The sequence below is a fragment of the Bradyrhizobium liaoningense genome (assembly GCF_018130825.1).
Classification (GTDB): Bacteria; Pseudomonadota; Alphaproteobacteria; order Rhizobiales; family Xanthobacteraceae; genus Bradyrhizobium; species Bradyrhizobium liaoningense_B.
On record NZ_JAFCJS010000001.1, the window covers coordinates 466,336 to 489,225 of the forward strand.

At 64.3% G+C, this 22,890-nt stretch carries 24 protein-coding genes and 1 pseudogene; 13 read left to right on the plus strand and 12 right to left on the minus strand.

What is annotated here, in order from left to right:
• Positions 1–124 precede the first annotated feature (124 nt).
• The 3 genes from JQ603_RS02250 to JQ603_RS02260 all read left to right on the plus strand — a co-directional run bounded on the left by JQ603_RS02250 (position 125) and on the right by JQ603_RS02260 (position 4,067).
• Positions 125–1,102 (plus strand): HAD family hydrolase, encoded by a 978-nt coding sequence (locus tag JQ603_RS02250; RefSeq protein ID WP_212338124.1) that lies wholly within the window; start codon positions 125–127, stop codon positions 1,100–1,102.
• A 359-nt stretch (positions 1,103–1,461) separates the two neighbouring features.
• Entirely contained in the window at positions 1,462–2,892 is a 1,431-nt protein-coding gene (locus JQ603_RS02255) for an outer membrane protein (protein WP_212336120.1), read from the plus strand.
• A gap of 89 nt (positions 2,893–2,981) precedes the next feature.
• A complete protein-coding gene (locus tag JQ603_RS02260) occupies positions 2,982–4,067 on the plus strand; it encodes a SphA family protein (RefSeq protein ID WP_212336121.1) in 1,086 nt (361 codons plus the stop codon).
• A 299-nt stretch (positions 4,068–4,366) separates the two neighbouring features.
• Here JQ603_RS02260 and JQ603_RS02265 read toward each other — a convergent pair whose 3' ends face one another.
• Positions 4,367–5,347, minus strand: coding sequence for an ATP-binding protein (locus JQ603_RS02265; RefSeq protein WP_212336122.1), 981 nt, complete (start codon positions 5,345–5,347; stop codon positions 4,367–4,369).
• Positions 5,348–5,528: 181 nt separating this feature from the next.
• Here JQ603_RS02265 and yajC point away from each other — a divergent pair, with 181 nt between their 5' ends.
• Genes yajC through JQ603_RS02295 form a run of 6 tightly spaced genes read left to right on the plus strand, consistent with a single transcriptional unit; the run spans position 5,529 to position 11,193 of the window.
• Entirely contained in the window at positions 5,529–5,906 is a 378-nt protein-coding gene (gene yajC / locus JQ603_RS02270) for a preprotein translocase subunit YajC (RefSeq protein ID WP_212336123.1), read from the plus strand.
• 58 nt (positions 5,907–5,964) lie between these two features.
• Positions 5,965–7,569, plus strand: coding sequence for a protein translocase subunit SecD (gene secD / locus JQ603_RS02275; protein ID WP_212336124.1), 1,605 nt, complete (start codon positions 5,965–5,967; stop codon positions 7,567–7,569).
• Positions 7,570–7,579: 10 nt separating this feature from the next.
• Positions 7,580–8,599, plus strand: a complete 1,020-nt coding sequence (gene secF, locus JQ603_RS02280; RefSeq protein WP_212336125.1) for a protein translocase subunit SecF — start codon at positions 7,580–7,582, stop codon at positions 8,597–8,599.
• A gap of 60 nt (positions 8,600–8,659) precedes the next feature.
• On the plus strand, positions 8,660–9,043 hold the full coding sequence (locus JQ603_RS02285) for an Mth938-like domain-containing protein (protein ID WP_212336126.1): 384 nt from the start codon (positions 8,660–8,662) through the stop codon (positions 9,041–9,043).
• Positions 9,040–9,903: a phytoene/squalene synthase family protein gene (locus tag JQ603_RS02290; RefSeq protein WP_212336128.1), complete on the plus strand. Its 864-nt coding sequence runs from the start codon at positions 9,040–9,042 to the stop codon at positions 9,901–9,903. Before JQ603_RS02285 ends, JQ603_RS02290 begins: the two co-directional genes overlap by 4 nt.
• Positions 9,904–9,948: 45 nt before the next feature.
• Positions 9,949–11,193: a threonine ammonia-lyase gene (locus JQ603_RS02295; RefSeq protein ID WP_212336130.1), complete on the plus strand. Its 1,245-nt coding sequence runs from the start codon at positions 9,949–9,951 to the stop codon at positions 11,191–11,193.
• A 10-nt stretch (positions 11,194–11,203) separates the two neighbouring features.
• Here JQ603_RS02295 and JQ603_RS02300 read toward each other — a convergent pair whose 3' ends face one another.
• The 5 genes from JQ603_RS02300 to JQ603_RS02320 all read right to left on the minus strand — a co-directional run bounded on the left by JQ603_RS02300 (position 11,204) and on the right by JQ603_RS02320 (position 15,925).
• Positions 11,204–12,382: an aminotransferase class V-fold PLP-dependent enzyme gene (locus JQ603_RS02300; protein WP_212336132.1), complete on the minus strand. Its 1,179-nt coding sequence runs from the start codon at positions 12,380–12,382 to the stop codon at positions 11,204–11,206.
• A gap of 77 nt (positions 12,383–12,459) precedes the next feature.
• Positions 12,460–13,020 carry a CAP domain-containing protein gene (locus tag JQ603_RS02305; protein WP_212336134.1) on the minus strand — a complete coding sequence of 187 codons (561 nt, stop codon included), beginning with the start codon at positions 13,018–13,020 and terminating at the stop codon, positions 12,460–12,462.
• 95 nt (positions 13,021–13,115) lie between these two features.
• Positions 13,116–14,210 (minus strand): serine/threonine protein kinase, encoded by a 1,095-nt coding sequence (locus tag JQ603_RS02310; protein ID WP_212336136.1) that lies wholly within the window; start codon positions 14,208–14,210, stop codon positions 13,116–13,118.
• A 7-nt stretch (positions 14,211–14,217) separates the two neighbouring features.
• A complete protein-coding gene (trmFO, locus tag JQ603_RS02315) occupies positions 14,218–15,645 on the minus strand; it encodes a methylenetetrahydrofolate--tRNA-(uracil(54)-C(5))-methyltransferase (FADH(2)-oxidizing) TrmFO (protein ID WP_212336138.1) in 1,428 nt (475 codons plus the stop codon).
• Between the two features lie 127 nt (positions 15,646–15,772).
• On the minus strand, positions 15,773–15,925 hold the full coding sequence (locus tag JQ603_RS02320) for a DUF1127 domain-containing protein (RefSeq protein WP_007590701.1): 153 nt from the start codon (positions 15,923–15,925) through the stop codon (positions 15,773–15,775).
• Between the two features lie 640 nt (positions 15,926–16,565).
• Here JQ603_RS02320 and JQ603_RS02325 point away from each other — a divergent pair.
• A complete protein-coding gene (locus JQ603_RS02325) occupies positions 16,566–16,892 on the plus strand; it encodes a hypothetical protein (protein ID WP_212336140.1) in 327 nt (108 codons plus the stop codon).
• Positions 16,893–16,953: 61 nt separating this feature from the next.
• Here JQ603_RS02325 and JQ603_RS02330 read toward each other — a convergent pair whose 3' ends face one another.
• Both JQ603_RS02330 and JQ603_RS02335 read right to left on the minus strand, forming a co-directional pair.
• A complete protein-coding gene (locus JQ603_RS02330; RefSeq protein WP_212336142.1) occupies positions 16,954–17,778 on the minus strand; it encodes a lytic murein transglycosylase in 825 nt (274 codons plus the stop codon).
• Positions 17,779–17,908: 130 nt separating this feature from the next.
• Complete coding sequence (locus JQ603_RS02335; protein WP_212336144.1) at positions 17,909–18,817, minus strand: DUF2189 domain-containing protein; 909 nt, start codon at positions 18,815–18,817, stop codon at positions 17,909–17,911.
• Between the two features lie 337 nt (positions 18,818–19,154).
• On the opposite strand from JQ603_RS02335, the gene JQ603_RS02340 reads away from it, so the two are divergent.
• A complete protein-coding gene (locus JQ603_RS02340) occupies positions 19,155–19,556 on the plus strand; it encodes a DUF3597 domain-containing protein (protein ID WP_212336146.1) in 402 nt (133 codons plus the stop codon).
• A gap of 50 nt (positions 19,557–19,606) precedes the next feature.
• Here JQ603_RS02340 and JQ603_RS02345 read toward each other — a convergent pair whose 3' ends face one another.
• On the minus strand, positions 19,607–19,882 hold the full coding sequence (locus JQ603_RS02345; protein WP_212336147.1) for a GNAT family N-acetyltransferase: 276 nt from the start codon (positions 19,880–19,882) through the stop codon (positions 19,607–19,609).
• A 105-nt stretch (positions 19,883–19,987) separates the two neighbouring features.
• Between JQ603_RS02345 and JQ603_RS02350 the strand changes: the two genes are divergently transcribed.
• On the plus strand, positions 19,988–20,923 hold the full coding sequence (locus JQ603_RS02350; RefSeq protein WP_212336149.1) for a tetratricopeptide repeat protein: 936 nt from the start codon (positions 19,988–19,990) through the stop codon (positions 20,921–20,923).
• Between the two features lie 199 nt (positions 20,924–21,122).
• Positions 21,123–21,521, plus strand: coding sequence for an SPW repeat domain-containing protein (locus JQ603_RS02355; protein ID WP_212336151.1), 399 nt, complete (start codon positions 21,123–21,125; stop codon positions 21,519–21,521).
• 50 nt (positions 21,522–21,571) lie between these two features.
• Here JQ603_RS02355 and JQ603_RS02360 read toward each other — a convergent pair whose 3' ends face one another.
• The 3 genes and pseudogenes from JQ603_RS02360 to JQ603_RS02370 all read right to left on the minus strand — a co-directional run bounded on the left by JQ603_RS02360 (position 21,572) and on the right by JQ603_RS02370 (position 22,812).
• Positions 21,572–21,844, minus strand: a complete 273-nt coding sequence (locus JQ603_RS02360) for a GNAT family N-acetyltransferase (RefSeq protein ID WP_212336153.1) — start codon at positions 21,842–21,844, stop codon at positions 21,572–21,574.
• A gap of 19 nt (positions 21,845–21,863) precedes the next feature.
• Positions 21,864–22,367: pseudogene (locus JQ603_RS02365) on the minus strand (DUF3828 domain-containing protein); the annotation flags it as partial.
• A gap of 82 nt (positions 22,368–22,449) precedes the next feature.
• The gene (locus JQ603_RS02370) at positions 22,450–22,812 is read right to left on the minus strand and encodes a hypothetical protein (protein WP_212336154.1); all 363 of its coding nucleotides are present in this window, start codon (positions 22,810–22,812) and stop codon (positions 22,450–22,452) included.
• Positions 22,813–22,890: the final 78 nt, after the last annotated feature.

The following is a 22,890-nucleotide window of genomic DNA, read 5'->3' on the forward strand; positions in this document are numbered from 1 at the left end:
CACCAGCCTCGCACGTACCTTCAATGTTGACCGATAGGGACCGCACAATCGAAGCGGGTCGACAATGAAACAGATCATGCGATTTCCACGCCTTGACCGGCGCGCACTGCTATCGTCTCTGGCGATGCTTCCGTTTCTATCTGCCGCCCTGCGTTCCACGTCGGCCATGGCCCAGACGCAAGCCGGACCTCTGCCATCTTGGAATGAGGGCCCGACGAAAGCTTCGATCGTCGACTTCGTCGCACGGGTCACGGAGAGCGGCGGGCCCTATTTCGTAGCGCCCGATCAACGCATCGCGACCTTCGACAACGATGGGACGCTTTGGATCGAGCAGCCGATGTATGTGCAGCTCGCTTTTGCGCTGGATCGCGTGAAGGTTCTTGCGCCCATGCATCCGGAATGGAAGGACAAGCAGCCCTTCGCGGCAGTGCTGAACGGGGACCTGAAGGCGCTCGCGGCTTCCGGAGAAAAGGGCGTGGCCGAGCTGATTGCGGTGACTCACGCCGGCATGACGACAGCGGAGTTTGAGAAGATCGTCGCAGACTGGCTTGCGACCGCGCGTGATGCTCGCTTCAAGCGCCCCTACACCGAACTCGTGTATCAGCCTATGCTCGAATTGCTCGCTTACCTCCGCGCCAACGGCTTCAAGACCTTCATCGTGTCGGGGGGCGGCATCGAATTCATGCGGCCATGGACCGAAACGATTTATGGAGTGCCTCCCGAGCAGGTCGTCGGATCGTCAATCAAGACCCGCTATGAAATGCGCGACAGCACGCCGGTTCTATTTCGCCTGCCCGAGGTCGATTTCATCGACGACAAGGCCGGCAAGCCGATCGGGATCAATAGCCACATCGGCCGGCGTCCGATCGCCGCATTCGGGAACTCCGATGGCGACCTCGAAATGCTGCAATGGGCGACGCTCGGTGCCAGCGGCGCGCGGTTCGGCCTGATCGTCCACCATACCGACGCGGAACGTGAATATGCCTACGATCGCCAATCACATTTCGGCAAGCTCGATGTCGCTCTCGATGCCGCAGCGCTGAACAGGTGGACCGTTGTGGACATGAAGAGGGACTGGAAGCGGATCTTTTCGTTTGATTAGAGGCGAGATCGTAAGGCTTCTGGCCGCGCGAATGCGGTGCGAAGCAACCGTCACGCTAAACGCACGCTATTGAGCAGAGCCCGTCAACTAAGTTCAGTTGTGGCCATTTCACAACGGACATCGGGCCTCGAACATGGCCTACGCACCCGTCGCTCCCGGTCTACCTCCATAAGCGGACAATTCTGAGCCGGTTGGTCTGTCTCAAACGGGCCAAAAGCGGCCTATGCGGTAAGCACCCAGCTGATCGATATTCTCGCCGGATGTGTCCCGTAAGAGACAGTCAAAAATAACCAATTGTAGTTGTATGAGCATGCGACGGGAGAATTTGGCAACATCGTTACCCCATAAGGGAGCGTGCCATGAAGTCGTTCTTTGCGACTCTGCTTGCTATCTTGGTGAGCGTCACTGCGCGCGCTGCGGATATGCCGGTGAAGGCTCCGACCGCTCTTCCGCCGCCATACAATTGGTCAGGGTTCTATGTTGGCGCAAATGTCGGTGGGGCCTGGGCCAGCGGCAGCCTGAACATTCCAGGCAACAATTTATATGGCGGGCTGACGGAATTCATCGGTGGCGTTCAGGCCGGCTACAATTTCCAGGCCGGCCATCTTTTGTTTGGCGTGGAAGGTGATTTCGATGGGGCGACATTTGGTCATCCCGTGCTTCCGACTCCTACGCTCGGCTCGGTGAGCCAGAACTGGATCGGAACGGTGGCAGGCCGCGTCGGCCTCGTGGAAGACCGCTGGCTTTTTTACGCCAAGCTTGGCGGTGGCTGGGTGCAGAGCAATGCCTCGCTGAACTTCTCCGGCGTCACTTGGCAGGGGTCCAATACCAGCTCTGGCTGGCTGGCTGGCGTCGGTATCGAGTACGGCTTCAAGGCGAATTGGACGCTCAAGCTCGAATACGATTACATTGGGCTGGGACATTGGACTTCGCCCACCGTCCCGTCGATCCCGCTGAACCGCGACCTTCAGATGGTCAAGTTTGGTGCGAACTACAAATTCGAGAGCGGGCTTCCCGAAACGATCGCGCCGATAAGAACCAGACATTCTGCTGAACATTCCGAAGACGAAGACCTCGCCAAAAAATCGCAGAATCCTATCGCCGATCTCGTCAGCGTTCCGTTCCAAAGCAATACGAATTTCAACGCCGGGCCGTTCAATCGCACCCAGGAAGTCCTCAACATTCAGCCAGTCATACCGCTGCGCATCAACGCGGACTGGAATGTGATCTCGCGCACCATCATGCCCGTGATCAGTCAACCTAGTCCGTTTTTTAACAACAACACGAATGGAATTGGCGACATTACCCAGCAGTTCTTTTTCACCCCCACCCATCCAGGCACTCTGATCTGGGGCGTCGGTCCCGTCTTCACTGTTCCGTCCGCGACCGATCCGATTCTCGGAACCGGTAAGGTGTTGTTCGGTCCGACCGCCGTTGCCCTCGTGACGCCCGGACATTGGGTGATCGGCGTGCTGGTCAACAATCAGTGGTCAGTTGGCGGCAATCCATTGCGGCCGCCCGTAAACGCATTTCTCGCGCAACCGTTCGTCAACTACAACATGGCGCACGGGTGGTACCTGACAAGCTCACCTGTGATCACCGCGAACTGGCTGGCGGCGCCGGGCCAGCAGTGGACCGTACCGATCGGTGGCGGTTTCGGCCGAATCTTCAAGATCGGCGACCAGCCAGTGAGCGCAAATATAGCCGGCTATTACAACGTCGTTCGTCCAACCGGCACGCCGAGTTGGCAGTTGCGGGCCGAATTGTCACTGCTCTTCCCCGAGAGGTGAGAGGTGAGAGGTGTCTGCTTCGAGATTTGGAAACTTCTGGTCACGCAACCCCGCTCCGTTGCAGACCGTGAAAGGATGGGAGATCCGCGATGAAGAGCAGGAAATTGGCACCAAGGACTGGTTTCGTTTGTCGGCTGGGCGCGGCGGCAATTGCCACCTTACTCGCGCTCCCTAATGATGCGGCGCGAGCCGATGAAGGCGGTGTCAGCTTCTGGATACCCGGCTTCTTTGGCAGCCTCGCGGCCGTCCCCGCGCAGGCGCCCGGCTGGTCGGTGACCTCGATCTATTATCATACCTCGGTTTCCGCCGGCGGCGACGTGGCGCGGGCACGAGAGATCACGATCGGTCGCATTCCCGCGAATCTGAACGTCAATCTGGACGCCAGAGTCAATGCGAATGTGGATCTTGGCCTTCTAGTCGGGACCTACACCTTTGCGACACCGGTGCTGGGCGCGCAGGCCCAAGCCTCCCTGTTGGGAGTCTACGGGTCCAACTCGACGTCGCTGGCGGGATCGCTGGTGGGGACAGTGACGGGACCAGGCGGCGGAGTATTGCCATTCTCGCGCTTCGACAGCATCGACAGCTCGATCATTGCATTTGGCGATCTGCTCCCGATGTTCCAGCTGAAATGGAACGCCGGTGTCCACAACTACATGACCTACGTCACCGGGGACATCCCGGTCGGCGCCTATCAGTCGGACCGTCTTGCGAATTTGGGGCTTGGGCATTGGACAATCGACGCTGGCGGCGGCTACACCTATTTCGATCAAAAGACCGGGCGAGAAGCATCGGCGGTGCTGGGATTTACCTACAACTTCGTAAACCCTGCCACCCAGTATCAGAGTGGCGTCGACATGCACTTCGACTGGGGCGCGTCGCAATTCCTCACCAAGCAGTGGCAGGTCGGCCTCGTGGGTTACGCCTATCAGCAGCTCGGCTGCGACAGCGGCTCCGGCGATCGCGTCGGCTGTTTCCGGTCGCGGGTGCTCGGAGTCGGACCGCAGGTCGGCTACATTTTCCCGGTCGGAGACATGCAGGGATATCTGAACCTGAAGGCCTACGGCGAATTCGCCAATGAGAATCGGCCAGCGGGCTGGAACCTCTGGCTGACGTTCAATCTTTCGCCCGCGGCGGCAACGCCGCCGACACCCTCGAGGCGCATTTTTACTAAGTAGGATCAGCGATGCCCTTACGGCAAATCGCGCCTATTATACGGATCACGTTCCAACGTATCGAGCCCCGGCGCGATTGTGGTTGCAGCTCTCGCGTCTTCCCCGCAAATCGCTAACGCCGATGAGAGCGGCATCTCGTTCTGGGTCCCGGGGCTGTTCGGCAGTCTGGCAGCCGCACCCGCCCGGCTGGCCCCTCGGGACCATCTACTACCACACCAGTGTGCCCCCTCCGGCGCTGCTGCGAGCCAGAGATTCCCCGCCTTCGGGGAAAGACAGCCGTAACGGGCTTGCAATCCCGACCGCTACGTCGCCGCCAGCTTCACGCCGAGCCGTCCCGCCAGCTCCTGCACGAACTGCCAGGCGACGCGCCCCGAGCGGGAGCCGCGCGTGGTCGACCATTCCAGCGCCTCGCGCTCCAGGGCTTCGTCCTCGACCTTGATGCCGAAATGGCTGCAATAGCCGCGCACCATGGCGAGATATTCGTCCTGGCTGCAGCGGTGGAAGCCGAGCCAGAGGCCGAAGCGGTCCGACAGCGAAACCTTCTCCTCGACCGCTTCGCCGGGATTGATCGCGGTCGAGCGCTCGTTCTCGATCATGTCGCGCGCGAGCAGGTGACGGCGGTTGGAGGTGGCGTACAGGATGACGTTGTCGGGCCGGCCCTCGATGCCGCCTTCGAGCACGGCCTTGAGCGATTTGTAGGACGCGTCATTGCCGTCGAAGGATAGGTCGTCGATGAACACGATGAAGCGGAAGCTGGCGTCGCGGAGCTTCTCCATCAGCATCGGCAGCGTTTCGATGTCTTCGCGGTGGATCTCGATCAGCTTCAGCCGGTCGGCGGCCTTGCGGTCCGCGTTGATGCTGGCATGTGCCGCCTTCACCAGCGACGACTTGCCCATGCCGCGCGCGCCCCAGAGCAGGGCGTTGTTGGCGGGCAGGCCGCCCGCGAAGCGCTCGGTGTTCTCCATCAGGATGTCGCGCATCCGGTCGACGCCCTTGAGCAGGAACAGCTCGACGCGGCTGACCCGCGGCACCGCCGAGAGGCGGCCGTCGGGGTGCCAGACATAGGCATCGGCCCGTTCGAACGACTCGGGCTCGACGGCCGGGCTGCCCTGGGCGGCGAGGTGCGCCGCAATGGTCTCCAGCGCGCGGACGAGGCGCTCCTGGGAGAGGTTCGGGGCCGCCTTGACGGCCTCCGTGGGGCGTTTTGCCGCGACGCGGGCGGGCTTGCTGGCAGGGGTACGGGGGCCTTTGCCGGCCGGGCTTTTGCTTGGTTTTTTGGGCATGTCCGAAGTTCCTGAGAATGCAGCCTTATCGGGCCTGACGCCGCGCCGCAAGGTGGCCAAATCGACGGTCTGGCAGCGTTGCAATTGGGGCAATGGCCGCTATAGTCCGCGCGAATTTGACCGAGCCGGTCGGCCTTCAGGGCCTGACCGGCTTTCCCCCGTTCTCACGAGGATCGTCCGAATGTTGATTACCCCTGCGTATGCCCAGGCTGCGGGCGCCGGTGACACCAACAGCATGTTGATGTCGCTGCTGCCGTTCGCGCTCATCTTCGTGATCATGTACTTCCTGATTCTGCGTCCGCAGCAGAAGAAGGTCCGCGACCACGCCGACCTCGTGAAGAACATCCGCCGCGGCGACACCGTCGTGACCTCGGGCGGCCTCGTCGGCAAGGTCACCAAGATCGTCGATGACGACCAGATCGAGTTCGAGATTTCCGACGGCGTGCGCGTTCGCCAGATGCGCCAGATGATCTCCGGCGTGCGCGCCAAGGGCGAGCCGGCGAAGGAATCCAAGGATAGCGCGAAGGAAACCGCCAAGGACGACGCCGCGTCGAAGTGAGTGCTTCCGCGGCTCGTTCAAGTTTCCTGCAAGTCTCCTGATCTGACAGGTCCAGTCGATGTTGTATTTCACGCGGTGGAGGGCGCTCGGGATTATCCTGACAGCGCTGATCGTGTGCCTCTGCGCGGTCCCGAATTTCTTCCCGGAGGCGACGGTCAAGACCTGGCCGGCCTGGGCACAGCGCCGGCTCGTGCTCGGCCTCGATCTTCAGGGCGGCTCCTATCTGCTGCTCGAGGTCGATTCCAGCTACGTGAAGAAGGAACGACTGGACCAGATCCGCGACGACGTTCGCCGGACGCTGCGCGATGCCAAGATCGGCTTCACCGGCGGCGTCACCGTGCGCAATGACGCGGCCGAGGTTCGCATCACCAAGGAAACCGACGTGCAGCCGGCGCTCGCCAAGCTGCGCGAATTGTCCCAGCCGCTTGGCGGTCTGATGGGATCCAGCGGCCAGCGCGACCTCGAGGTGACGGACGCCGGCGGCGGCGTGATCCGCCTGAGCATCCCGCAGGCTGCGATGCTCGACCGCATGCGCAAGACCATCGAGCAATCGATCCAGATCGTCGAGCGCCGCGTCAACGAGCTCGGCACCGTCGAGCCGGTCATCCAGCGCCAGGGCAACGACCGCATCCTGGTGCAGGTCCCCGGCCTGCAGGACCCGACCCGCCTGAAGGAGCTGCTCGGCAGGACCGCGAAGATGGAATTCCGCATGGTCGACACCTCCGTGCCGCCGGATCAGGCGCAGCAGGGCAGGTTGCCGCCGGAATCCGAGCTGCTGATGAGCGCCTCGCCGCCGCCCACGCCCTATGTGGTCAAGAAGCAGGTGCTGGTTGCCGGTGGCGATCTGACCGATGCCCAGGCGAGCTTCGACCAGCGCACGGGTGAGCCGGTCGTGAGCTTCAAGTTCAACACCTCGGGCGCGCGCAAATTCTCGCAGGCCACCACCGAGAATGTGGGGCTGCCGTTCGCGATCGTGCTCGACAACAAGGTGATCTCGGCGCCCGTCATCCGCGAACCCATCACCGGCGGCCAGGGCCAGATCTCCGGCAATTTCACCGTGCAATCTGCCAACGATCTCGCCATCCTGCTGCGCGCCGGCGCGCTGCCGGCGCCGCTCACGGTGGTCGAGGAGCGCACCGTCGGTCCGGGCCTCGGCCAGGATTCGATCGAGAAGGGCGAGCTTGCGGCCTATGTCGGCTCGATCCTCGTCATTATCTTCATGCTCGTGACCTACCGGCTGTTCGGGGTATTCGCGAACGTCGCGGTGGCCATCAACGTCGCCATGATCTTCGGCCTGCTGTCGCTGCTCAACGCCACGCTGACGCTGCCCGGCATCGCCGGCATCGTGCTCACCGTCGGCATCGCGGTGGACTCCAACGTGCTGATCTACGAGCGCATCCGCGAGGAGCTGCGCGGCGGCCGCAACGCGATCTCGGCGATCGACGCCGGGTTCAAGCGGGCGCTCGCCACCATCCTCGATTCCAACATCACCACCTTCATTGCTGCCGCGGTGCTGTTCTACATCGGCACCGGCCCGGTGCGCGGCTTCGCCGTGACGCTCGGCATTGGCATCATCACCACGGTGTTCACCGCCTTCACCCTGACCCGGCTGATCGTCGCCGGATGGGTGCGGTGGAAGCGGCCGCAGAGCGTGCCGATCTAGGAGCCTGATCGTGACTCACACCGTTCTCATCGGGCTCGGCGTCCTCATTGCCATCCTCACCGTGGTCGCGGCCCTCGGCCTGTTGCCGTCGCTGCGCATCGTTCCCGACAACACGCATTTCGACTTCACGCGCTTCCGCCGCATCAGCTTCCCGATCTCGGCGGCGCTGTCGATCGTCGCGATCACGCTGTTCTTCACCCATGGACTGAACCTCGGTATCGACTTCAAGGGCGGCACGCTGCTGGAGGTGAAGGCGAAGTCCGGCACCGTGGACATCGCGGCGATGCGCACCAGGCTCGACGCCCTCGGTCTCGGCGAAGTCCAGTTGCAGCAGTTCGGCGGCCCCGAGAACGTCCTGATCCGTGTTGCGGAACAGCCGGGTGGCGACGCCGCACAGCAGGCAGCCCTGCAGAAGCTTCGTGGCGCGCTCGGTGACAGCGTCGACATTCAGCGCACCGAGGTGCTCGGTCCGCGCGTTGCCGGCGAGCTCCTGGCCTACGGCATGCTCGGCCTGATGCTCGCGATCGTCGCGATCCTGATCTATCTCTGGTTCCGGTTCGAATGGCAGTTTGCGCTCGGCGCCATGATCGCCAACGTGCACGACATCGTGCTGACGATCGGCTTCATGTCGATCAGCCAGGTCGATTTCGACCTGACCAGCATCGCGGCGCTGCTGACCATTCTCGGCTATTCGCTCAACGATACCGTCGTCATCTACGACCGCATCCGCGAAATGCTGCGGCGCTACAAGAAGATGCCGATGCCGCAGCTGCTCAACGAGTCCATCAACTCGACGCTGTCCCGCTCGATCATCACCCACGTCACGGTGACGCTGGCGCTGCTCGCGCTGCTGCTGTTCGGCGGCCACGCCATCCACAGCTTCACGGCGGTGATGATGTTCGGCGTTGTGCTGGTCGGTACCTACACCTCGATCTTCATTGCGGCGCCGATCCTGATCTATCTCGGCGTCGGCGAGCATCGCGAGGATGCGCCCGATACGGCTACGCCGGCGAAGAAAAACAAGGCATGATCCGAACTGCAGGCCCTCGCAGGCGTTTGCGAGGGCAATAGGCTCATTCGGACGAACCAGATGGCCGGCGATCCCAACGCACCGCATTTCCCGCGCTCGGCGCCGATCGATGCCTATGGCAAGGGCGGCTTCGCCTTTGCCGGCATGTCGCATCGGGGATCGCTGCTGTGCCTGCCCGACGCGATCTGGGCCTGGGACGTGACCGATCCCGCAAAGATCGACCGCTATTCGCTGGATCGGGTGTTCGCGGCCGCCAACAGCATCGACACGCTCCTGGTCGGCACCGGAACCGGGTTCTGGCTGCCCCCACCGGAGCTGCGCCAGGCGCTCAAGGCGGTGAGGGTGGTGCTGGACACGATGCAGACCGGCCCGGCCGTGCGCACCTACAACATCATGATCGGCGAACGGCGGCGCGTCGCCGCCGCGCTGATCGCCGTGCCATGAGCAGCGCTTCGCCGCCGTCCGATTCGGCTGCCTTCTGCGCCGATCTCGTGCGCAGCCACGACTTTCCGCGCTATGTCGCCACCCTGTTCGCGCCGGCTGCCGAGCGCCGCGCGCTGCTGGCGCTCTATGCCTTCAACGTCGAGATCGTCCGCGTCCGCGACCAGGTGAGCCAGCCTTTGCCCGGCGAAATCCGCCTGCAATGGTGGACCGACATGCTCTCGGGCCATGTCCATGGCAGCGCCGAGGGCAATCCAGTCGCGGGCGAGCTGCTGCGCGCGATCCGCGATTTCGAGCTGCCGGTCGAGCCGCTGTCGCTGCTCGCCGACGAGCATCAGTTCGATCTCTACAACGATCCGATGCCGACCATGGCGGCGCTGGAAGGCTATCTGGCCGCGACCTCATCGGCGTTGTTCGGTCTGGCAGCCCGGGTTATGGGGCCGCCGTCGGAGGCGGCCGAGCATCTCGCGAGGCACGCCGGGCTGGCGCAGGGCATCGTGCAAATCATCGCCAATCTGCCGCGCGACGCAGCGCACCGGCAATTGTTCCTGCCTCAGCAGGTGCTGGCGAGCCATGGCTGCAGCATGGAGGATGTCTTCGCCGGCAAGGAGATGCCGGGCCTGCGCGCCGTGCTGGACCAGCTCACCGGCGAGGCGCAGCAGCATTTGACCACGGCCTTGTCGCTGCTGGCGCAGCTGCCGCCGTCGGTGCGGCTGGCGTTTCTGCCGCTGAGCCAAGCGCGCGCCGACCTCAGGCGCCAGTCGCAGCCCGGGCGCAATCCGTTTGCTCCGCAGCCTTCGTCGCGGCTACGGACATTGTGGACGCTATGGCGGGCTTCGCGTTCCCGGGAATTTACCAAATAGCGGTTGGCTTATCGCCCGGGCCTGCCAAATGCTCTATGCTGTCCCATGGCTGAGTTGTCCCAAACCACGTCCCCCGATCTCAGCGGCCTTGCGGTCGCGCCTGATGACATTCACGCCGCCGCCGAGACCATCCGGGGCGCCGTCGTCGAGACGCCCTGCAGCTACAGCCGCACGCTGAGCAGCATCTGCGGCTGCGACATCTGGCTCAAATTCGAGAACCTCCAGTTCACTTCCTCGTTCAAGGAACGCGGCGCGTTGAACCGGCTCACGGCGCTGACGCCGGAGGAGCGCGCGCGGGGCGTGATCGCGATGTCCGCGGGCAATCACGCGCAGGGCGTCGCCTATCACGCCAGGCGGCTCGGTATTCCCGCCACCATCGTGATGCCGATCGGCACACCCATGGTGAAGGTCGAGAACACCAGGCACCACGGCGCGGAAGTCGTCGTCACTGGCACGACGCTGGAGGAGGCGGCCGCCTTTGCGCGCAGCCACGGCGAGGCCCGCGGCATGATCTTCGTCCATCCCTACGACGATCCGCTCGTCATCGCCGGGCAGGGCACCGTTGGCCTCGAAATGCTGAAGGCCGTGCCGGAGCTCGACACGCTGGTCGTCCCGATCGGCGGCGGCGGGCTGATCAGCGGCATCGCCATCGCCGCGAAGTCGATCAAGCCGTCGCTGCGGATCCTCGGCGTCGAGGCCTGGCTCTATCCGTCGATGTACAATGCGATCCATGACGGCAATCTCCCGGCGCGCGGCGACACGCTGGCCGAAGGCATCGCGGTGAAATCGCCGGGCAAGATCACGACCGAAATCGTCCGCCGCCTCGTCGACGACATTGCGCTCGTCAACGAAGCCGAGCTCGAGCGCGCGCTGGCGACCCTGATCTCGATCGAGAAGACCGTTGTCGAAGGCGCCGGCGCCGCCGGCCTTGCCGCGCTGATGTCCGATCCGTCCCGTTTCGCCGGCCAGAAGGTCGGCCTCGTCCTGAGCGGCGGCAACATCGACACAAGGCTGATCGCCTCCGTCCTCACGCGCGAGCTCGCGCGCGAGGGGCGCCTGACCCAGCTCTCGCTCGACATTCCCGACAGGCCCGGCCAATTGGCCGCCGTGGCGGCGCTGCTGGCCGAAGCCGGCGCCAACATCATCGAGGTCTCGCACCAGCGGACCTTCTCCGACCTGCCGGCCAAGGCGACGCTGCTGCAACTGGTCATCGAGACCCGCGACAGCGCGCATCTCGACGAGGTCATGGCGAGGCTCAGCGCGTCCGGACTGAGCGCGCGCTGCACCTGAGCACGCGCCACTATCGTGGCGCTAAATCTGCGAGGTGGTCGATCAGCCGGTCGATCTCCGCTTCCGTATTGTAGTAATGCGGGGATGCGCGCACGAGCGGCGGCAGCGCGCGGAGTTCGGCGTCGATGCGGGTGCTCGCCGGATCCGAAGCGCCGATGGTGATGCCCGCCGCAGCGGCGCTGCGAACAATGGCGTCAGCCTCATGCCCTTCGACCGTGAAGCTGACGATGGCGCCCGGCGTGCGGCCGAGGTCGCGAATGGTGATGCCGCGAACGGTGGCGAGGCCGCTGCGAAGACGGCCCGCCAGCATCTGGCAGCGCTGCGCGATAGGTCCCATGCCGATATCGAGTGCATAATCGATGGCAGTGCCGAGCCCGAGCCGGGCCGCGTAGTTGTTCTCCCAGGTCTCGAAGCGGCGCGCATCGTCGCGCAGCCGATATTGATCGCGCGAGACCCAGGGCGCCGCAAAATGGTCGACCATCGGCGGCTCGAGCTGCTGCAGCAGCGCGCGGCGGACATAGAGAAAACCGGTGCCGCGCGGGCCGCGCAGGAACTTGCGCCCCGTCGCCGACAGCATGTCACAGCCGATGGCTTCGACGTCGACGACCATCTGGCCGACCGCCTGGCAGGCGTCGAGCAGATAGGGAATGCTGTGCGCCCGCGCGATCCTGCCAACAGCCGCCGCAGGATTGACCAGCCCGCCATTGGTCGGGACCCAGGTGATGGCGATCAGCTTCACGCGCGCGTCGATCATGCGTTCGAGCGCCTGGATGTCGAGTTCGCCCGTTGCGTCGCTCGGCACCACGTCGATGATCGCACCCGTACGTTTGGCGACTTGCAGGAACGCGACATAGTTGGCCGCGTACTCCGCCTCGGCGGTCAGGATGCGGTCGCCCTTGCGGAACGGCAGCGCGTAGAACGCCATCTGCCAGGCAACCGTCGCGTTCTCCACGAGGGCGATCTCGTCGGGCGCGGCGTTCAACAGGCGGGCCACCGAGCCGTAGACCGCTTCGAGCCGATCGGACTCGCGGTCGGCAGCGGCATAGCCGCCGATTTCGGTTTCGAGATCGATATGCTGCTTCATCGCCGTGGCGACGGGCGCTGGCATCAGAGCTGCGCCGGCGTTATGCAGGTACGCGAGCCGCGAGGCGGCCGGCGTCTCGGCGCGTATCCGGTCGATGTCGATCACTTGCGCCTCCGCTTCTCGCATCTTCGAGCATCAATTAGACGCGTCGAAGAGCGCGAGCAAGACGGCCCGGCTTGGTCTCAGATGCAGAGGCTGAGCAGCTTGATGTGGCAGCTACTGGATTTCGGCTTGCTGGCAGGCGCCGCCTCGCGCTTCACGGCAACCAGCGGCTCACCGTCCTTCTTCTTGCCCTTGCCTTTGCCCTTCGGCTCGTAATCGCCGGCAATGACCATCGCCCAATAGGTGCGTTTGCCGCTGGCGTTCCTGGCACTCGCGATGCCGACGCGGGAGGCGTTGTGCAGCAACAGGTTCTTGCGGTGCCCGGAGGAGTCGATCCATTGGCCCAGCGTCTTCTCGAAATTGTCGTAGCCATAGGCGATGTTCTCGGCGGCGCGTCCCGCACCGGCCGGGGCGACGCGGCGGTTGAACGGGCCGAGCGCGTCGTGGCTGAGATCGTCCTTCGCCGCCATCGCGCGGGCCTGGTCCATGGCGATGCGGTCGAGCGTGGCATCGCGGACGACGCGGACTTCACCGTGCTTGAGGCGGAAGCCCGAGATCAGCTCGGCCGGGGATTCGGCCATTGCGGGGGCAGCCGCAAGCAGCAGAACGCCGGCGATCAGACCGCCAACCGTACGCTGCATCGTCATCCCCCGAGTGCCCATGACCCCGCCAAGCCTGAATTATCCGACCGCTTCTCTATCGCCAATGTGGACGCTTCAAGGCACGGTCCGCCGGACTAGCCGGCCGGCAGGTCTGCCTCGAAATTGAAGCGGTCGCGCAGGTTCTTGCGCTGCTCCAGAATGTCCTTGAGGAAGGCGCGGTCCTGGTCGTTCCTCATCATCGGCTCGATCAGGTCGAGCTGATTCATGGCGACCAGCTGCAGGATCTCGGTGCGCGGCTTGCCGCTGGTGTCGCGCGGCAGCGCGTGGACCACCTGGATGTGCTCCGGCGGCTTGGGACCCCTGGCCGCCGAAAGCTCGCTCCGGAGCTGGCCTTCGAGCGTAGCCTGATCCGCCTCGACGAAGGCATAGAGGCCGACGCCGGAGCGCCGATCGGCAAAGGCCACGATGGCGGTGTCGCGCACGGCCGGATTCTTGCGGATCAGCTCGGCCAGCACCGGCGCGTCGTTGACGAGCCGGCGGCCGCCGCCTTCGCGGTCGGTGAAATTGAACAGGCCGCGGGTGATGGCGCGGTAGACCTTCTTGCCCGTGACAAGCCACAGGCTTGCAGCAAACGACTTCTTCGCCAGGATTTTTCGCTCGCGCGGCGTCAACGCCTCCGGCGCATAGGAGCGCTTGTGCTTGAGCAGGTGGCGGAGATCTTCGTAGGCAAGGATGCGGTAGAGCCGGCCGCGGCGCGCAAAGCACGCGGCGAGCTGGAAGTCCGTCACATAGGCGCGGCCGTCGCGGCCGACCAGCCAGTTCTGCTCCTTGGCAAGATCGTTGTGGCAGATGCCGGCGCGGCGCAGCCGGCGCAGCGCCGCCTTGGCCGAACGGAAATAGGCGAGGTCGCCATGGGGCTTTGCCAGATGCAGCGCGACGCCGTCGACGAAGCCGCGTACCAGCGCGCGGCGACCGGCCCAGAGCAGCTCGGGACCGACGTTCAGACCCTTCGCGAGCGCGAGCGCATGCTTCTCGCGCGCGAACAGATGGCGCGCCAGCAGGAACGACCACCACGGCACTTCGTCCAGCCGGCGCAGCACCGCGTCGACCTCGCCGGTCCCGGACCGGAAGCGGCCGCGTTCGACGGTCGAGAACACGTCGCGCTTGAGCAGCACGCCCTCGGTCCAGCGCGCCGAGAGCTCTGCGGCGTCGTCTTTGGGGAGGCTCATCGGAAACTCACGCAGCGGCGGCGATGCGCAGGTGATCGGCGATCCAGCGATCGAGATCGGCGAGCGCCCGCGCACTCATCGCCTGCTTCTTGGCCACCGTCTTCTCGTTGCCGCGCAGCCGCGTACCGTCGGGCTTCTTGGTCGGTGCGCTCGCGAGCGGCGGGAATAGACCGAAATTGATGTTCATCGGCTGGAACGAGCGCGTGCCCGGCTCGATGGTCTCGATATGGCCGCCGGTGATGTGGCCGAGCAGCGATCCCAGGGCGGTCGTGCCCGGCGGGCTCTCTAGCGTCTCGCCGCGTGCATCCGCGGCCGCATAGAGGCCGGCGATCAGGCCGACGCTGGCGGATTCCACATAGCCCTCGCAGCCCGTCATCTGGCCGGCAAAGCGCAGCCGCGGCTGCGCGCGCAGGCGCAACTGGCCGTCGAGCAGCTTTGGTGAGTTGAGGAAGGTGTTGCGATGCAGGCCGCCGAGGCGGGCGAATTCGGCCTTCTCCAGCCCGGGAATGGTGCGGAAGATGCGCTGCTGCTCGCCGTACTTCAGCTTCGTCTGGAAGCCGACGATGTTGTAGAGCGTGCCGAGCTTGTTGTCCTGGCGCAGCTGCACGATCGCGTAGGCTTTCGTCGCGGGATCGTGCGGATTGGTGAGGCCGACCGGCTTCATCGGACCGTGGCGCAGCGTCTCGGGGCCGCGCTCCGCCATGACCTCGATCGGCAGGCAGCCGTCGAAATAGGGCGTGTTGGTCTCCCATTCCTTGAACTCGGTCTTCTCGCCGGCGATCAGCGCGGCGACGAAGCCGTCATACTGCTCCTTGGTCATCGGGCAGTTGATGTAGTCGGCGCCGTTGCCGCCGGGGCCGACCTTGTCGTAGCGCGACTGGAACCAGGCCACCGACATGTCGATGGATTCGCGATGCACGATCGGTGCGATCGCGTCGAAGAAGGCGAGGGCGTTCTCGTCGGTCAGTTCGCGGATGGCATCGGCCAGCGGAGCGGAGGTGAGGGGGCCGGTCGCAACGATGACGTTGCTCCACTCGGCCGGCGGCAGGCCTGCAACCTCGCCGCGGGCGATCTCGATCAGGGGATGGTCGTTCAGCGCCTTGGTGACGGCCGCGGAGAAGCCCTCGCGGTCGACCGCAAGCGCGCCGCCGGCGGGCACCTGGTTGGCGTCGGCCGCGCGCATGATCAGCGAGTCGAGACGACGCATCTCGGCGTGCAACAGGCCGACGGCGTTGTTGGCAGCGTCATCCGAGCGGAACGAATTGGAGCAGACGAGCTCGGCGAGCCCGTCAGTGCGGTGCGCCTCGGTCATGCGGTCCGGCCGCATCTCGTGCAGCACCACGGGCACGCCGGCTTTGGCGACCTGCCAGGCGGCCTCGGAGCCGGCAAGGCCTGCGCCGATCACGTGCACACTATTGGAATGGGGTCCTGTCATGGGGCGGACAGGTAGCGCTTTTCGGCGAGAAGTGGAATCGCCGAGATCGAGTTTTCTGCCTCCGGAAACGACAACGCCCGCACGAGGCGGGCGCTATCGGTCCGTTCCGGTGAAGGGCTGAACGATATCAGCCCTGATACTGGCCGGCGGCAACGCGCGGGATGTCCGAGCGATCGAGGCCGATGTCGGCCAGTTCGCGATCGCTGAGCTGGGACAGCTCGGCAACATTGCGCTGATAATCCCGGAAGGCCTGGATCATGCGGATGAGCGAGAGCAGCATTGGTAGTCTCCTGTAGTTCGATTCAGCCTTTGCCTAGGCGTCATCGTTGAAATGAATATAGGTGAGAGTGGTGCAGTGCGAAAGTTCCGATGTTGCGATGCAGCTAAGCGGAGAGCGCATAGCATCGGTAAGGGGCGATTAACCTCTTGGCAGTCCCGCCCAAGCGCTGGGCGGGAGAGATCGCTTTCTGCAATAAAAGACCGTGAAATCACGGACTTATAGTAAGCGATGCGGTTCCGACGAGGACTGAAATATGTTGCATGTCCGTGATCCGCAACACCATGGGGTAGCTTGTAAGCCCACGTCTCGCATGCGCGAATCGCATGAATCGATCGATATAAAAATGAATATATATTCGAATGTTGAGGTGTGACGTGGCGCTTGCAAACTGCGATTCGTCGGTGCTGCCCGGCAGGATTGCGCTCACGACCTTCGGCGAGCTCGGTCGCATCCAGTGCCAATGGGGTCTGGGGCTGGCCACCGTCCATTGATGCGGTGCACACACGCCAAGGGTGCGCGCCCTGATTACCAAGTTGTAATGAAAATCAGAATTTTCGCATGCGGCTCTGCGCAGCGCGCAACATCACGCAATTCTCGCGGGGAATTTATTGCGGCAAGTTGCCGCAACCGGAGGAAAGTCATGCCGCAGATTCCGGCAATCTCGCTGGTTCTGTCCCAAGAACAAGAGAAGGAAAGTAACATCATGACGAAGTTACTCGGGGTTATCGCAATCGCTGCCGCCGCGTTCGCCGTCGCGCCGGCCCAGGCCGCCAAGCACGCCATGGGCGGCTGCAGCGGGGCCAATCTGGAGAAGACGGAGACCGCGATCGAGAACATGGCCGACGGCGACAGCAAGTTCGTCGCGCAGAAGGAGATCGCTGCGGCTCAGGACTCCCTGCTCAACGGCAAAATGGGTGCGTGCGGCGCGCATCTGAACAAGGCGATGCAGGCCACCTTGGGCAAGTGAACGCTACCCAAGAGAGGGCCGGTCGCCTTGCGATCGGCCCATGCGTTTTGTCACGCGAGATCTAGGGAGCGCGTGCGAGCTGGGCCGCAAAATAGGCGACGGTCTTCGAATAGACCTCGCTCTTGTTCCATTGCTGCAGCACTGAGAAGTTCGGGCCGCCCGGCTGCCAATCCTTACCCCTTTGCCAGCCGTAGCCGGCGAGATAGTTGGCAGTGGAGGCGAGCACGTCGGGCGCATTGTGCAGCAGGTCGCGCTTCCCGTTGCCGTCGAAATCGACGGCATATTTCATCCAGGACGAGGGCATGAACTGGGTCTGGCCGAGCTCTCCGGCCCATGCGCCCTTCATGTCGCCCGGTGCGAGGTCGCCGCGCTGGACGATGCGCAGCGCATCCATCAGCTCGCCGCGAAACTGGTCGGAACGACGGCAGTCATAGGCCAGCGTCGCCAGCGAGCGGATGGTGGCGAACTTGCCGGTGTTGACGCCGAAATCGGTCTCCAGACCCCAGATCGCGACCAGCACCTCGCCGGGCACGCCGTAGGTCTGCTCGATGCGCGACAGCACCGAGCCGTATTGCTTCATCATGTTGGAGCCGCGCGTCATGCGCGGCGGGACCATGCGGCCGGAAAACTCCTCGAAAGTCTGGGTGAAGACCTTTTGCGAGCGGTCGCGCTTGAGCACGCTCTCATCGAGCGTCACACCTGCGAGCCCGGCGGCGATGGCCTGCTGCGAGATGCCCTTGGCTGCGGCATCGGTCTTGAAGTCGGCAAGCCAGGCGTCGAAATTGCCCGAGCCGCAGGCAACAGCGGAAAGCGCTGGCTGGGCGGACAGGATGGATGCGGAGAGGGCGAGGGCTGCGAGAGCGAGACGAGAAATCGTCGGGGTCATCAGATGAAATGGATTCCGTGAAGTGATCTGACCGGCCCGCGCAATCTCGGTCGGAACCGCGGCCAAAGCAAGGCGCATGACGGGGCCCGATCCTGCCCGCAGCCGGGCAGGATCGGATGTCACGAGATCGTTAAGCGTCCGTTCGATTCCGCCACGGGAAGAGATTGGCCGGGAAGTCGGCGGCCGGTTTGCGCGGACGATGCGGGGGAGGCGGTACGGGCCGCGCGCCGGGCTCGGATGCGATCACCTTGCGGTAGAGATGCCAGGTGGCGTGGCCGAGCAGGGGGATCACGACGGCCAGGCCGAGGAAGGCCGGGATCGTGCCGAGCGCCAGCAGCACCGCCACGATCAGGCCCCAGGCCGCCATCGGCACCGGGTTCTTTGCCACGACGCGGAGCGAGGTGACCATGGCCTCGAACGCGCCGGCATGGCGGTCGAGCATCAGCGGGAACGAGACGGCGCTGATGCAGAGCGCGGCGAGCGCGAACAGGAAACCCGTGCCGCAGCCAACCACGATCAGCCACCAGCCTTGCTGGGTCGTCAGCACGCGCGTCAGGAAATCCGAGATCCCGGTGACGCCCTCATAGCCGAACGCCGCAACATAGATCGCCTGCGCGGTCGCAACCCAGGTCACGAACAGCGCGAGCAGCAGCGTGCCGAGGCCGAGCATCGCGCCGAACGATGGCGAGCGCAGCACCTCAATGGCATCCCAGGCGCTGGCCTCCTCATAGCGTTCGCGTCGGCTCGACAGCTCGTAGAGGCCAAGGGCTGCGAACGGGCCGATCAGGGCGAAGCCCGCGGCCAGCGGAAACAGCAGCGGCAGTACGGAATAGCCCATCACCACGCGGGCGAGCACGAGGCCCAGCACGGGATAGATCACGCACAGGATAATGGCGTGGCTCGGAACTGCCTTGAAGTCCTCCCAGCCGCGCCGGAGCGCCTCGTGCAGGTCGGACAGTTGGATGGTTCGGATCACAGGTCCAGCCGCATCCGCAGGCTGGGCCGTCGTGGGTACATTGCCCTGGTAGAGTGTGGCCATGGTCGCTAGCTCCCTTGCCGGGCAGCCGCACTCGTCGCCGGCAAACGGCGCAAGCGGCCGCTCTTCTCTGAATTTCGCGATTCCAACCAGACGCGAATTCCGGACGGGGATCGCGAGTTGAACCGTGAGGCTACTCCCAATTCCGAGTCCTGTCCCTCACGCCTGGGTGAAATTTGATGCCGCAGTGCAACCTCAATGATGTCATTCGGTCGTCATTTCGCCGCAGATAAGCTCATGCTGTTTGTTGGTTCGCAGAACTCCGCGGGCGCAACGCAGTGACTTCGTCTATAAGGGGCCACTCAAGGCCCTTCCAACGGATCTTTTTCGGGGAACAGACATGAGCATTTTCGGGAAAATCATGGGCGCGATCTTCGGCAGCCATCCGGCTTCCGCCGCGCCCGCCGGTGGCGCAGCGCCGGACAGTGCCCCCGCGGGGGCCGCGCCGGGCGCATCGGCACCGGCATCAGCGCCGATGGCGGCCGTCGATGTCGCCGCCATCGTCGACAAGGCGGTGGCCGCGCACAAGGGCGAGAAGCTGGAATGGCGCACCTCGATCGTCGACCTCATGAAGGCGCTCGACATCGATTCCAGCCTGGCCGCACGCAAGGACCTCGCCAAGGAGCTCGGCTATACCGGCGACATGAACGACTCGGCCAGCATGAACGTCTGGCTGCACAAGCAGGTGATGTCCAAGCTCGCCGCCAATGGCGGTAAGCTGCCGCCTGAGATCAAGCACTGACCGATCCCTCGGTCGTCGAAGGGCCCGCGATCGCGCGGGCCCTTTTGCGTTCAGGCGACGAGGTCCGCATCCTCCGGATGCTTGTCGAGATAGTCGACGACGAAGCCGCAGCCGGCGATCACCTTCCTGCCGTCGCGGCGGATGAGCTCCAGCGCACCCTTGACCAGCTCGGAGGCGATGCCGCGGCCGCGCAGCGCGCGCGGCGTCTCGGTGTGGGTGATGATCACCGCCGACGGCGTCAGCCGGTAATTGGCGAAGGCGATGTCGCTGCCGACATCGAGCTCGAAGCGGCTCCTGTCCTTGTTGTCGCGTACCGATGCCGTCATGGCTGATCCTTCTGCAGCGAATGCTTACTCCCTGATCTAGGCGCCTGAACCCGCCATTGCCAAGGCGCGACCAAGGGAGGTTGCCGCAGGGGAGATATCTGCAAAATGCGCGTCCAGCTCAGTCTAGCGGCCTTGCTTGCCGTGCTCGCTTCGGCAGCTCCGGTCCCAGCCGCAGCCGAAGGCGGTCCCGCCTGGGACGCCTGCTTTGCGCTGACCAGCACGCCGGATGAGCGGGTAACGGCCTGCTCGACGGTGATTGACACCAAGAGCGAGACTGGCCGCAGGCTCGCCGGTGCCTATTGCAGCCGCGGGCATGGCCTCACCGAGAAGCGCGAGCTCGATGCAGCGCTGTCCGATCTCGACGAAGCGGTCAGGCTCGATCCTGATTATGCCTGCGCCTACAACAATCGCGGTCGCGTCTATAACTTCAAGCGCGATTATGATCGCGCCATCGCCGATTACGACCAAGCCATTAAGCTCGATCCCTCGCTGGCGCTCGCCTACAACAATCGCGGCGACTCCCGTTACAACAAGGGCGACCTCGACGGCGCCATCGCCGATTTCGACGCGGCGATCAAGCGCAATCCGAACTATGCCCGCGCTTACGCCAATCGCGGCTACGTCTACGCACGCAAGCACGATACGGCGCATGCGCTCGCCGACTTCAGCACGCGGATCAAGCTCGCCCCGGACCTGATCGCCTACATCGACCGCGGCAACGTCTATCGTGACACCGAGCAGCTCGATCGTGCGGCCGCCGATTATGGCGAGGCGATCCGGCTCGCGCCCACGGATGCACGCGGCTGGCGCAATCGCGGCATGATCCGGCTCTACCAGGGCGACAACAAGGGGGGCGTTGCCGACTACGACAAGGCGCTGCAATACGATCCCTCGGACGTGTTCTCCTGGAACAATCGCGGACAAGCCCGCATGCGGCTCGGCGACAAGCAGGGCGCGATCGCCGATCTCAGGAAGGCGCTGGAATTGGAGCCGGGCCTGCAGACGGCACAGGAGTCGTTGAGGAAGCTCGGGGCGCTCTAGCTGCGGTGCGATATTGAGTTGATGGCCGGCGAATATATCGCGGGCATCGAAATAATCCTCGCTCGCGCCCTTGTGCGGTCGCCGGCGGTTCCCACGTGTTCCCTAGGACATACGTCCGAATGCGGCAGGCAGGGTCGCCAGACATTCGGAAGTCGTGATCGCCAGCCGCCGACGTGTGCCTCTGTCAGAGGAGGGTACGATGTCGGACTTTGGTTTCTTGAATACTCATCGCACATGGGAAGACTGGTCCGGGATGCTGCTCGGCGCGCTGATTGTCGTCTCGCCATGGTTTCCCATTCAGGATCAGCCCGCGATCGTTGGAGACCCAACTGTCATTCTGAATGCAGTCGCAGTCGGCCTGATCGTGTTTGGCATCAGTCAGCTCGAATATGTCGCGCTGCAGCGCTGGCAGGAGGTGGCGACGATCCTGGTCGGGTTGTGGCTCATCGCCTCGCCCTATTTCCTCGGCTATTCCGGCGAAGGGTTCCTGCGCATCTACCACACGAGCCTCGGCGCGGCTGTGGTTCTCCTCGGCGTGCTGCTGCTGTGGCAGGACTGGGACCTGAGTGACCAGGACATGCTCAAGCACGGGCAATAGCCCGTAGATGTCGCGAGGCCCGCCAGGCTACGGGCGGGCCTGCACGGTCATCATTTCACCAGATCCTGATAGTCCGGGTGCTTCTCGATCCACGCCTTCACGAACGGGCATTGCGGGATCAGCTTCAATCCGGCGGCGCGGACCTGGTCGAGCGCGCCTTGCACCAGCTTGGAGCCGACACCCTTGCCGCCGAGCTCTTTCGGCACCTCGGTGTGCTCGAAGGTGATGACATTGCCGTCGAGCTTGTAATGCTCGGTCGCAAGGTGGCCCTCGACCTCGAGCTCGAAGCGGTGGTGGGCCCTGTTGTCGATGACGTCGCTCATGTCGTCTCCGGTCAGCTCTTGAGCGAGTCAGCATCTTGCGGATCGACCAGGGTTCGCCGTCGGAGGAGCCCCTCATGTCGTCGATCCGCCAGCTACCCGCCTCGCGCACGAAGTCGTAACGCACGACCAGATCAGTGGGTTTCCGGTCGTTGCGGTGGCCGGTGATGGTCACCGCGACGGTCGCCTTGTCCGCCTCCATCTTCTCGGCGTCAACCTTGAACGACTTCACGTCCGGTTCCTGCGAATTGGTGACCGGATCGAAATCGACCGGCCCGACATCGCCCTTCGGCGTATGCGCATCCGCCTTGGCCCACAGCGCGACCAGTGCCTTGGAGAGATATTTGGCCTTGGCCGCCTTGTTCTCGATGATGAAGGCGCCGCCGCCATCGCCCTTGCCCTTGGCGGCGCGGGTATAGATCGCAGTCAGGATGGCGAGGGGATCGCTCGCGGCTGGGGTCTGGGCGAATGCTGGCGAGATGCCGGCTAGCAGAGAAGCGGCGACGAAGGAGCGACGGGTGAGCATGAGATGTCCCTGAGATGATGGCGGACGGCGGCGGGCCGGGGCCGCAGCGCATCTCTGTAGACCGTGGTGAAGGCAGTTCGGTTCAATCACTCGCTTTGGCGAGCCTGGAATCTTCGGCCTGCGGCTGCGGGCGGAGGCAGCCCTGGCAGATGACGAGGGAGCGATTGACCCTGGCGTCCTGCTCGGCCTCGATGCCGTCCTGCGCCTGCCACCATTCCTTCGAATCGGGCTGAAGTCCGGCCTGCGACCTGGTGCGCTCGGACGCGGCACGCGTCGTTCGCGATGGTCCGGAGGCAGCGCGCGGCTGATTGGGATCCTCGCCGGCGCCATCCCAGGCAAAGCGTGCAGGCTTGACGGCGGGATCAGAGGCCAGATGCACTTGCGGGGCCATGGCACATCCGGCGAGCGCCAGCGACAACAGGAGGACGGCGGGCGCTTTGACCATGATGCGGAACTCTGTACGCGAGAACTGAGCGAGGTTGCGCCGATCATGTTTAAAATTCCCTGAACGATCGCGGGCCAG

Bases quoted from the DNA above. Each gene is read 5' to 3' on its own strand.
- JQ603_RS02260 (WP_212336121.1), top strand. From the start codon at position 2,982: ATGAAGAGCAGGAAATTGGCACCAAGGACTGGTTTCGTTTGTCGGCTG.
- JQ603_RS02295 (WP_212336130.1), top strand. From the start codon at position 9,949: ATGGCTGAGTTGTCCCAAACCACGTCCCCCGATCTCAGCGGCCTTGCG.
- JQ603_RS02255 (WP_212336120.1), top strand. From the start codon at position 1,462: ATGAAGTCGTTCTTTGCGACTCTGCTTGCTATCTTGGTGAGCGTCACT.
- JQ603_RS02330 (WP_212336142.1), bottom strand. From the start codon at position 17,778: ATGACCCCGACGATTTCTCGTCTCGCTCTCGCAGCCCTCGCCCTCTCC.
- JQ603_RS02305 (WP_212336134.1), bottom strand. From the start codon at position 13,020: ATGCAGCGTACGGTTGGCGGTCTGATCGCCGGCGTTCTGCTGCTTGCG.
- JQ603_RS02250 (WP_212338124.1), top strand. From the start codon at position 125: ATGCTTCCGTTTCTATCTGCCGCCCTGCGTTCCACGTCGGCCATGGCC.
- JQ603_RS02340 (WP_212336146.1), top strand. From the start codon at position 19,155: ATGAGCATTTTCGGGAAAATCATGGGCGCGATCTTCGGCAGCCATCCG.
- JQ603_RS02370 (WP_212336154.1), bottom strand. From the start codon at position 22,812: ATGGTCAAAGCGCCCGCCGTCCTCCTGTTGTCGCTGGCGCTCGCCGGA.
- JQ603_RS02335 (WP_212336144.1), bottom strand. From the start codon at position 18,817: ATGGCCACACTCTACCAGGGCAATGTACCCACGACGGCCCAGCCTGCG.
- JQ603_RS02350 (WP_212336149.1), top strand. From the start codon at position 19,988: ATGCGCGTCCAGCTCAGTCTAGCGGCCTTGCTTGCCGTGCTCGCTTCG.
- JQ603_RS02320 (WP_007590701.1), bottom strand. From the start codon at position 15,925: ATGCTGCTCTCGCTCATCCGCATGATCCAGGCCTTCCGGGATTATCAG.
- JQ603_RS02355 (WP_212336151.1), top strand. From the start codon at position 21,123: ATGTCGGACTTTGGTTTCTTGAATACTCATCGCACATGGGAAGACTGG.
- JQ603_RS02360 (WP_212336153.1), bottom strand. From the start codon at position 21,844: ATGAGCGACGTCATCGACAACAGGGCCCACCACCGCTTCGAGCTCGAG.
- secD (WP_212336124.1), top strand. From the start codon at position 5,965: ATGTTGTATTTCACGCGGTGGAGGGCGCTCGGGATTATCCTGACAGCG.
- JQ603_RS02345 (WP_212336147.1), bottom strand. From the start codon at position 19,882: ATGACGGCATCGGTACGCGACAACAAGGACAGGAGCCGCTTCGAGCTC.
- JQ603_RS02290 (WP_212336128.1), top strand. From the start codon at position 9,040: ATGAGCAGCGCTTCGCCGCCGTCCGATTCGGCTGCCTTCTGCGCCGAT.
- JQ603_RS02310 (WP_212336136.1), bottom strand. From the start codon at position 14,210: ATGAGCCTCCCCAAAGACGACGCCGCAGAGCTCTCGGCGCGCTGGACC.
- JQ603_RS02265 (WP_212336122.1), bottom strand. From the start codon at position 5,347: ATGCCCAAAAAACCAAGCAAAAGCCCGGCCGGCAAAGGCCCCCGTACC.
- JQ603_RS02325 (WP_212336140.1), top strand. From the start codon at position 16,566: ATGCCGCAGATTCCGGCAATCTCGCTGGTTCTGTCCCAAGAACAAGAG.
- JQ603_RS02285 (WP_212336126.1), top strand. From the start codon at position 8,660: ATGGCCGGCGATCCCAACGCACCGCATTTCCCGCGCTCGGCGCCGATC.
- trmFO (WP_212336138.1), bottom strand. From the start codon at position 15,645: ATGACAGGACCCCATTCCAATAGTGTGCACGTGATCGGCGCAGGCCTT.
- yajC (WP_212336123.1), top strand. From the start codon at position 5,529: ATGTTGATTACCCCTGCGTATGCCCAGGCTGCGGGCGCCGGTGACACC.